The sequence below is a fragment of the Treponema sp. UBA785 genome (assembly GCF_002297065.1).
Taxonomy (GTDB): Bacteria; Spirochaetota; Spirochaetia; order Treponematales; family Treponemataceae; genus Treponema_D.
Window position 1 is genome coordinate 1 of sequence record NZ_DBJD01000010.1, and the last position, 6,993, is coordinate 6,993.

7 protein-coding genes are annotated in these 6,993 nt (G+C 38.4%); 3 read left to right on the forward strand and 4 right to left on the reverse strand.

What is annotated here, in order from left to right; genetic code table 11:
• Positions 1-94: 94 nt before the first annotated feature.
• Complete coding sequence (locus B2X33_RS00605) at positions 95-520, forward strand: RrF2 family transcriptional regulator (RefSeq protein ID WP_296024893.1); 426 nt, start codon at positions 95-97, stop codon at positions 518-520.
• A 20-nt stretch (positions 521-540) separates the two neighbouring features.
• Here B2X33_RS00605 and B2X33_RS00610 read toward each other — a convergent pair whose 3' ends face one another.
• Complete coding sequence (locus tag B2X33_RS00610) at positions 541-1,716, reverse strand: MalY/PatB family protein (RefSeq protein ID WP_296666730.1); 1,176 nt, start codon at positions 1,714-1,716, stop codon at positions 541-543.
• Between the two features lie 156 nt (positions 1,717-1,872).
• On the reverse strand, positions 1,873-3,030 hold the full coding sequence (locus B2X33_RS00615) for a trans-sulfuration enzyme family protein (RefSeq protein WP_296666732.1): 1,158 nt from the start codon (positions 3,028-3,030) through the stop codon (positions 1,873-1,875).
• 545 nt (positions 3,031-3,575) lie between these two features.
• Between B2X33_RS00615 and B2X33_RS00620 the strand changes: the two genes are divergently transcribed.
• The gene (locus B2X33_RS00620; RefSeq protein WP_296024886.1) at positions 3,576-4,355 is read left to right on the forward strand and encodes a MetQ/NlpA family ABC transporter substrate-binding protein; all 780 of its coding nucleotides are present in this window, start codon (positions 3,576-3,578) and stop codon (positions 4,353-4,355) included.
• Positions 4,356-4,512: 157 nt separating this feature from the next.
• Here B2X33_RS00620 and B2X33_RS00625 read toward each other — a convergent pair whose 3' ends face one another.
• A complete protein-coding gene (locus B2X33_RS00625) occupies positions 4,513-5,280 on the reverse strand; it encodes a tRNA threonylcarbamoyladenosine dehydratase (RefSeq protein WP_296666734.1) in 768 nt (255 codons plus the stop codon).
• 8 nt (positions 5,281-5,288) lie between these two features.
• A complete protein-coding gene (locus B2X33_RS00630) occupies positions 5,289-5,675 on the reverse strand; it encodes a hypothetical protein (RefSeq protein WP_296024880.1) in 387 nt (128 codons plus the stop codon).
• Positions 5,676-5,865: 190 nt separating this feature from the next.
• On the opposite strand from B2X33_RS00630, the gene B2X33_RS00635 reads away from it, so the two are divergent.
• Positions 5,866-6,954 carry an AI-2E family transporter gene (locus B2X33_RS00635; RefSeq protein WP_296024877.1) on the forward strand — a complete coding sequence of 363 codons (1,089 nt, stop codon included), beginning with the start codon at positions 5,866-5,868 and terminating at the stop codon, positions 6,952-6,954.
• Positions 6,955-6,993 lie beyond the last annotated feature (39 nt).

The following is a 6,993-nucleotide window of genomic DNA, read 5'->3' on the forward strand; positions in this document are numbered from 1 at the left end:
AAAAAATGCTATAATACTACCAATTCTATAGGTTACTTTTATAACACTTCTAAAAAATCCCCTTTTTAGAAAAATTTTTCCTGGAGATACTTCTATGTTAAAAATTTCAACAAAGGGTCAATACGCGCTTTTGCTTATGACCGACCTTGCAGAACAAGACCCTTCAAAATACGTAGCTCTTAAAATTTTAAGCCACCGCCACAACCTAAGCATAAAATATGCCGAACAAATTTTAATGCAGCTCAGCAAAACCGGACTTGTTGTCGGTTTACGCGGAAATAACGGCGGTTACAAACTTGCAAAATCTCCAGACCAATACACAGCTGGAGAAATTTTGCGGGCAATGGAAGGCAATTTAAGCCCAAAAGGTGTTTCTGAAGGAAATACAGTTTCTTCCGTTGGAAACGATGCTTTTTGGCAAGGTTTTGACGAAGCAGTAAATCAATACGTTGACAGCATTACCCTCGAACAAATTGCCGAAAAAAACCGCGAATTTAACGGTTTCGACTACGTAATTTAATTAAAAATTCAATCCTCCGTTCAATTATTTTTAAACTCGCTGCAAATTGCTTTAAGCGCCTCTTCGAGAATTTTTCTTGGAGTGGCGCAATTTATTCTCTGAAACTTCTCTCCTTCAATTCCAAACATTGTTCCACGGTCAAGCCAGACTTTTGCCTTATTGAGAATTTTGTTTTCAATCTGAGAGTCCGTTAATTCAAAATCCGAAAAATCAAGCCACAAAAGATAAGTGCCTTCCGGCTTGCAAACCTTGATTTTCGGGCAATTTTCCGAAATGTATTTTTCTGCAAACAAAATATTCTGCCAGATATACGAACGAACCTGCTCAAACCATTCATCGCCTTCAGAATAAGCGGCAGTTGCGGCCTCAATGCCCATAATAGGCGGCTCGTCGTAGCCGGTGCATTCAATTTCTTTTATAAAAGAATTCCGCAATTTTTCGTTCGGAATTACAATGTTTGAAAACTGAAGTCCTGCCAAATTAAAAGTTTTGCTCGGAGAATTGCAGATAATTGAATTTTGAGCGGCTTCTTCAGAAAGCAGCGCAAAAACTGTGTGTTTATGACCTTCAAAAGTTATATCGCAGTGAATTTCATCGCTTATAACCAAAACATTGTGTTTTAAGCATATTTGGCTCAATTTTAAAAGCTCTTCTTTTTTCCAGACCCTTCCGCCAGGATTGTGAGGCGAACACAGTATAAAAAGCTTTACTTTTTCAGAAACAATTTTATTTTCAAAATCTTCAAAATCAATTTCGTAATGTCCGTTTTTTAAAACCAATGGATTGTTCACTAGTTTTCTTTTTTGATTGCTAATTGCTTTAGAAAAAGGATAATAAACCGGCCTCTGAATAAGAACAGAATCGCCTTCAGAAGTAAATGCGCGTATTGCCATGCAAATTGCAAAAACAACTCCAGGAGTATTAACAACCCATTCTGTTTTGATTTCAAAATTGTGCCGGTTTTTATACCATTTTTTTAACGCATCGTAATAGCGAGAATCTGGCCAGCTGTAGCCAAAAATTCCGTGATTGCAGCGCTTTTTTAGCGCATCTGTAACACATGGAGCTGTCGGCCAGTCCATGTCGGCAACCCAAAGACTGAGCACGTCAATAGGTTTATTGCGGGCTTCTGCCAAATCGTATTTTATTGCCATTGTATTAGAGCGGTCTGTAATTTTATCAAAATCAAAAGTCATTTTTTTTCTCCAATAAATAAGTTTATTTTTAGTTTTTAAAAATGCGCCAGGGATTGGAAGGGCGGCAAAGCCGTTGCGGAACGAAGCGGAGCAATGCAGGCGAAAGCCAGAACCCTGCAAAGCCCGGCCGGCACTTTGTGCCGGGGCGCCCGGCTTTTAATCTTCCAAAGCCTGCTTTATATCATTTTTTAAGTCTTCAAAATTTTCGATTCCGACAGAAAGCCGGATCAAAGTGTCGGTTATGCCTTTTTGCTTGCGTTTTTCTTCCGGAATTTCCGAATGGGTTTGAGTGAGCGGATAAGTTGCAAGGCTTTCCACTCCGCCCAAGCTTTCCGCATACCGGAAAATTCGGATTTTGCGCAAAAATCGTTCGACCGTTTTACTGCTGTCCAAATAAATCGAAATCATGCTTCCAAAACCGCTCGCCTGCGATTTGTGGATTTCGTGTCCTGGAGTTTCCGGCAATCCAATGTACAGAACTTTTTTTACAAGTTTTTCAGTTTTTAAGTATTGAGCCAGTTTTGCGGCATTTTCGCTTTGTTTTTCCAATCTGACCGTCAGAGTTTTTATTCCGCGGATTGTAAGCCAGCTGTCAAAAGGTGCAAGCATTGAACCTGTAGTTTTTGTTATAAAAGCCATATCTTCGGCAATTTTTTCGTTATTTGTCGTTACAAAACCGGCGAGAACATCATTGTGTCCTGCAAGAAATTTTGTTCCCGACTGAATTACAACGTCAGCGCCAAGTGCAAGCGGTTTTTGATAATAAGCAGTCAAAAAAGTATTGTCGACAACAAGAAGCGCTCCGTGCGAATGAGCAAGTTCTGCGGTTTTTTGAATGTCTGTAACCGTCATGAGCGGGTTTCCGGGAGTCTCGATAAAGACGATTTTTGTGTCTGGACGAAATGCTCTTTCAATCTGTTCAAGGCTGGAAGTGTCTACAAAAGTTGTTTCTATTCCCTGTTTTTTTACAATTGTGTTAAAAAGCCTGAGAGAACCGCCATAAATGTCGTCCGAACTTATAATGTGGCTTTTTGTTTCGAGCATGCTAAAAAAAGCAGTTTCTGCCGCCATTCCGCAACTAAACGCAAAACCGAATTTTGCTCCGTCGAGAGCAGCAACCGTTTCTTCCAAAAATTTCCGCGTCGGATTAGAAAGCCTTGAATAATCATAACCTGTCGATTTTCCAAGTCCCGGATGAGCAAATGTCGCCGACTGGACAAGCGGAACAGAAATCGCTCCCGACAAATCCACAGATTTTGCCTCTGGATTACCCTGAACACAAAGCGTATCAAAACAATAATTTGAAAATTCCATAAAAACTCCGCAACAAAAGACAGCACGGCTAAAAAAACAATAAGCCTGTTGTCAAAAAAAGAATAAATAAAAAAAAGAGAATTTGCCCGGAAAAATTTAAAAAGCAGGAAATTTAATCTGTTAAAAATTAAAGGGCACGAGAAGAAAGGCGCATGACACCGTTGCGGAAATTCTGGCGTACAAGTTTTTCAAAATAAACTGCCATTTTTCATGCACCTCCAAAAAAAGATGTTTCCACTTTAATAAAAAAATAATTTTTTGTCGATAGGCCTGTAAATTTTTGTAAACTGCCAATCATGCATGTTTACGCAGCAAACTCAGCCAGGAATCTGTTGGAAATTTTCAGTATATTATCGGGTCAAGCCCGATAATGGCATTAAATCGCAAAACTTGCAGCAACTCTGCTAACAGTTGTCGCAGCTCAAAAAGTTTGCTACATTTTCTTATAAATGCTGGTTAGAAATAATTTTTTTGACGCTTGACATAAAAATTATTACCTAGTATATCTATCGGCAATCAAAATATCGACAAAGGAGATGTAAGATATGAAAAAAATCCTGGCAATCACATCGGCTTTACTCGCAGCAGTTGCAGTAAACGCACAGACAGTTCTCAAAGTTGGAGCAACTCCAGAGCCACACGCAGAAATCCTCAACCTTGTAAAAGATGATCTCAAGGCGCAGGGAATCGACCTTCAGGTAATCGAATTTACAGATTATGTAACACCAAACGATGCAGTAGAATCTGGCGACATTGACGCAAACTACTTTCAGCATATTCCATACCTTGAATCGTTTAACAAAGAAAGAGGCTATCACCTTGTAAACGCGGCAGGAATTCACGTTGAGCCATTTGCAATTTATTCTCACAAAATCAAGTCGCTCTCAGACCTCAAAAAGAAAGCTTCAGTAGCAATTCCAAACGATCCTACAAACGAAGCTCGCGCGCTTTTGCTCCTTCAGGAAGCAGGACTTATCACTTTGAAAGAAGGCGCAGGTATCGAAGCAACGCCACTTGACATTAAAAAGAATCCTCTCAAGCTTAAATTCAAAGAAATCGAAGCCGCTTCGCTCCCACGTGTGCTCGACGACGTTGACGCCGCTGTAATCAACGGAAACTACGCTCTTCCAGCAGGACTTTCTGCAAAAAAGGACGGACTTTTTGTTGAAGGCTCATCTTCACCTTATGTAAACGTAATCGCAGTAAAAGCCGGCAACGAAAACAAGCCTGCAATCAAAGCCCTCATCAAGGCAATCGAAAGCGAAAAAGTAAAAGAATATATCAACAAAAAATACCCAAACGGCGAAGTTGTTACAGTTTTCTAAAAAAGGCTTTTAAATTTGGACGAAATTCTGCGGTCTAACCTGCTTTGCGCAGTTCCGCTTTTCGCTCCATTGCAAAGAAAACCGTGATTTTTAATCACAGTTTTCTTTGCAACGCTTGCGCGCTGCTCCAATCAGGCGTAAATTTTCCTTAAAAAAATTATTTTCCGTTCTTAAAAAGATTCGTCACAAAAAAATCAGTCAAATCCCTTATAACTTCCGCTGCAATCATAAGGCCTGCAACAGACGGAACAAAAGCATTGCTGCCAGGTGTCTGTTTTTTTAAATGCATGCAATTTTTTTCTTCAATTTCATCAGAATTAAATTCATCTTCTTTCGGAGGAATTGCTTTTTCTGTCGAAAAAACGCATTTTAACCGTTTAATTCCGCGTTTTTTAAGTTCATTGCGCATAACTCTGGCAAGCGGACAAACGCTCGTCCTCGAAATATCAGCAACTTCCAGCAAAGAAGGATTAACCTTGTTTCCGGCTCCCATGCTGCTTATAACCGGCACTCCGGCTTCTTTTGCCTTTTCAATAATCGCAAGTTTTCCAGTTACAGTATCAATACAATCAACGACATAATCATAAACAGAAAAATCAAACTGGCCGGCAGTTTCCGGCATAAAAAAAACTTTGTGCTTTGTAACCTTGCAGTCTGGATTTATGTCATAAATCCGCTCTTCAGCAACATCGACCTTGTTTTTTCCAAGCGTCGAATGAAGCGCAAAAAGCTGACGATTTATATTTGACAGGCAAACAGTATCATCATCAACAATATCAATTGCGCCAATTCCAGAACGGACAAGAGCTTCAACAACGTAACTTCCAACTCCGCCAATTCCAAAAACAATCACTCTTGAAGCAAAAATTTTTTCCATTCTGTCTTTGCCAAAAGTAAGGCAAATTCTTTCAAACTGGTTTTTCATAAACAAAACTATTCTTCATCCCCAAATTTTTCATCAGATTCTTCATCTTCGTCAGACTCGTCATCATAAAACTGATCCAGAAAATCTTGCAATTCTTCAAATTCTTTTTCATCGCGTTCTTTTGAATCTTGAGTTCGTCCGTCAATTATAAAACTTTCGCAGTACATTTCTAAAGTTTCGATAATAAAAACAAAATCCTCTTCTTCAAGCCTGTAAATATCTAAAACTTCGTGAATTTTAGGCAAAAGCCTTTTTAATCGCTCAATTGAATCGTCATATTCCGCTGCAATCCGTGCATTTTCTCCGTCAGAACGCAAAATATCCGTCCGCTCATTCAAAATCTGCGAATATATTTTTTTCAACGTCTTTAATAAAAATTTGTCTTCTTCATTCATAATTATTCTAAACTTTATACTTCAAACTTTGAGTTTTATCAATCATAGAAAAATGCAAACCTTGCCAGGTTTGCAAGCTGTTTTTTTAAACTCAACCTTCGCCTTAAATCTTAAAATTAACGTTGCGCTTTACAACAACCAATTGAATTTAGGCAACGACTCTACTAAACTACCCTAAAGGAAAAAACAAATGGAAAATCAAACCAATAAATTTTTAAAAGGAATTTTTTTCATCCTTTTATTCTTTTTAACAATTCTGTGCGGAATGCTTTTTAAAGTAATGGCTGATGTTTTTAAGCCTGTCGTACTTGCAGTTCTGCTGTCCCTTGTTTTTTACCCTCTTATAAAGCGCCTCTGCCTTTTTATAAAACTTCCATGGTGGCTTTCGACAGTAATTGTCTACCTTGCGTTTTTTATCGCTTTTTTTCTTGTCGTAAACATTCTTACGGCAAGTTTTAAGGCAATTGTTCTTGCAATTCCACGCTACCAAGAACGTTTCAATGCAATTCAAGATTCAATCCGCCTCGCAATCGAAGCCCATCCAAATTCTAAATTTTTTACGCTTTTAAATTTTGATGAAGAAGCCTCTCTTTTTGCAAATTTAAACAATCAGTTCAATATTCTTGAATATTTAAAATCTCTTGCGATTGACTTTACTGGTTCTGTCGTAGTTTTTATGAAAACTCTTTTTTTGGTAGTCTTGCTGTCAATTTTTCTGCTTGCAGAATTCAAAAAGACCAAGCACAAGGTTCGGCTCGCATTTACAAACGAACACAACCTGCGCGTTATAAAAATCGTGCACAATATCATAAAAGACACAACTCATTACATCTCGATTAAATTCGTAATTTCGCTTTTTACTGGAATTTTCATTTTTATCGCATGCGCACTTACAAGAATGGACTTCCCTCTAGTCTGGGCATTTTTGGCATTTTGCTTAAATTTTATTCCAACTTTTGGCTCAATAGCTTCCTGCGCAATCACAATACTTTTTTCAATCATACAGTTTTATCCATCTCCGGTCGCTCCAATTATAATCGGAATTTGGGTTATTGCCGTAAATATGATTCTTGGAAACGTAATTGAACCAAAAATTGAAGGCGACAACCTCGGCATTTCGCCGTTTGTTATTCTTGTTTCGCTCTCTCTTGCCGGCTGGCTCTGGGGAATTTTGGGAATGATTCTTGCAGTTCCTTTAATGGTTATAATAAAAATTGTCTGCGAAAACATTTCCTATCTAAAACCCATTGCCGTTTTTTTGGGAAACAAAAGCAACTAAATCACATTTTTTGCCTTGTAATTCCAGAACCGGTCAATT

Bases quoted from the DNA above. Each gene is read 5' to 3' on its own strand.
- B2X33_RS00605 (WP_296024893.1), top strand. From the start codon at position 95: ATGTTAAAAATTTCAACAAAGGGTCAATACGCGCTTTTGCTTATGACC.
- B2X33_RS00610 (WP_296666730.1), bottom strand. From the start codon at position 1,716: ATGACTTTTGATTTTGATAAAATTACAGACCGCTCTAATACAATGGCA.
- B2X33_RS00615 (WP_296666732.1), bottom strand. From the start codon at position 3,030: ATGGAATTTTCAAATTATTGTTTTGATACGCTTTGTGTTCAGGGTAAT.
- B2X33_RS00620 (WP_296024886.1), top strand. From the start codon at position 3,576: ATGAAAAAAATCCTGGCAATCACATCGGCTTTACTCGCAGCAGTTGCA.
- B2X33_RS00625 (WP_296666734.1), bottom strand. From the start codon at position 5,280: ATGAAAAACCAGTTTGAAAGAATTTGCCTTACTTTTGGCAAAGACAGA.
- B2X33_RS00630 (WP_296024880.1), bottom strand. From the start codon at position 5,675: ATGAATGAAGAAGACAAATTTTTATTAAAGACGTTGAAAAAAATATAT.
- B2X33_RS00635 (WP_296024877.1), top strand. From the start codon at position 5,866: ATGGAAAATCAAACCAATAAATTTTTAAAAGGAATTTTTTTCATCCTT.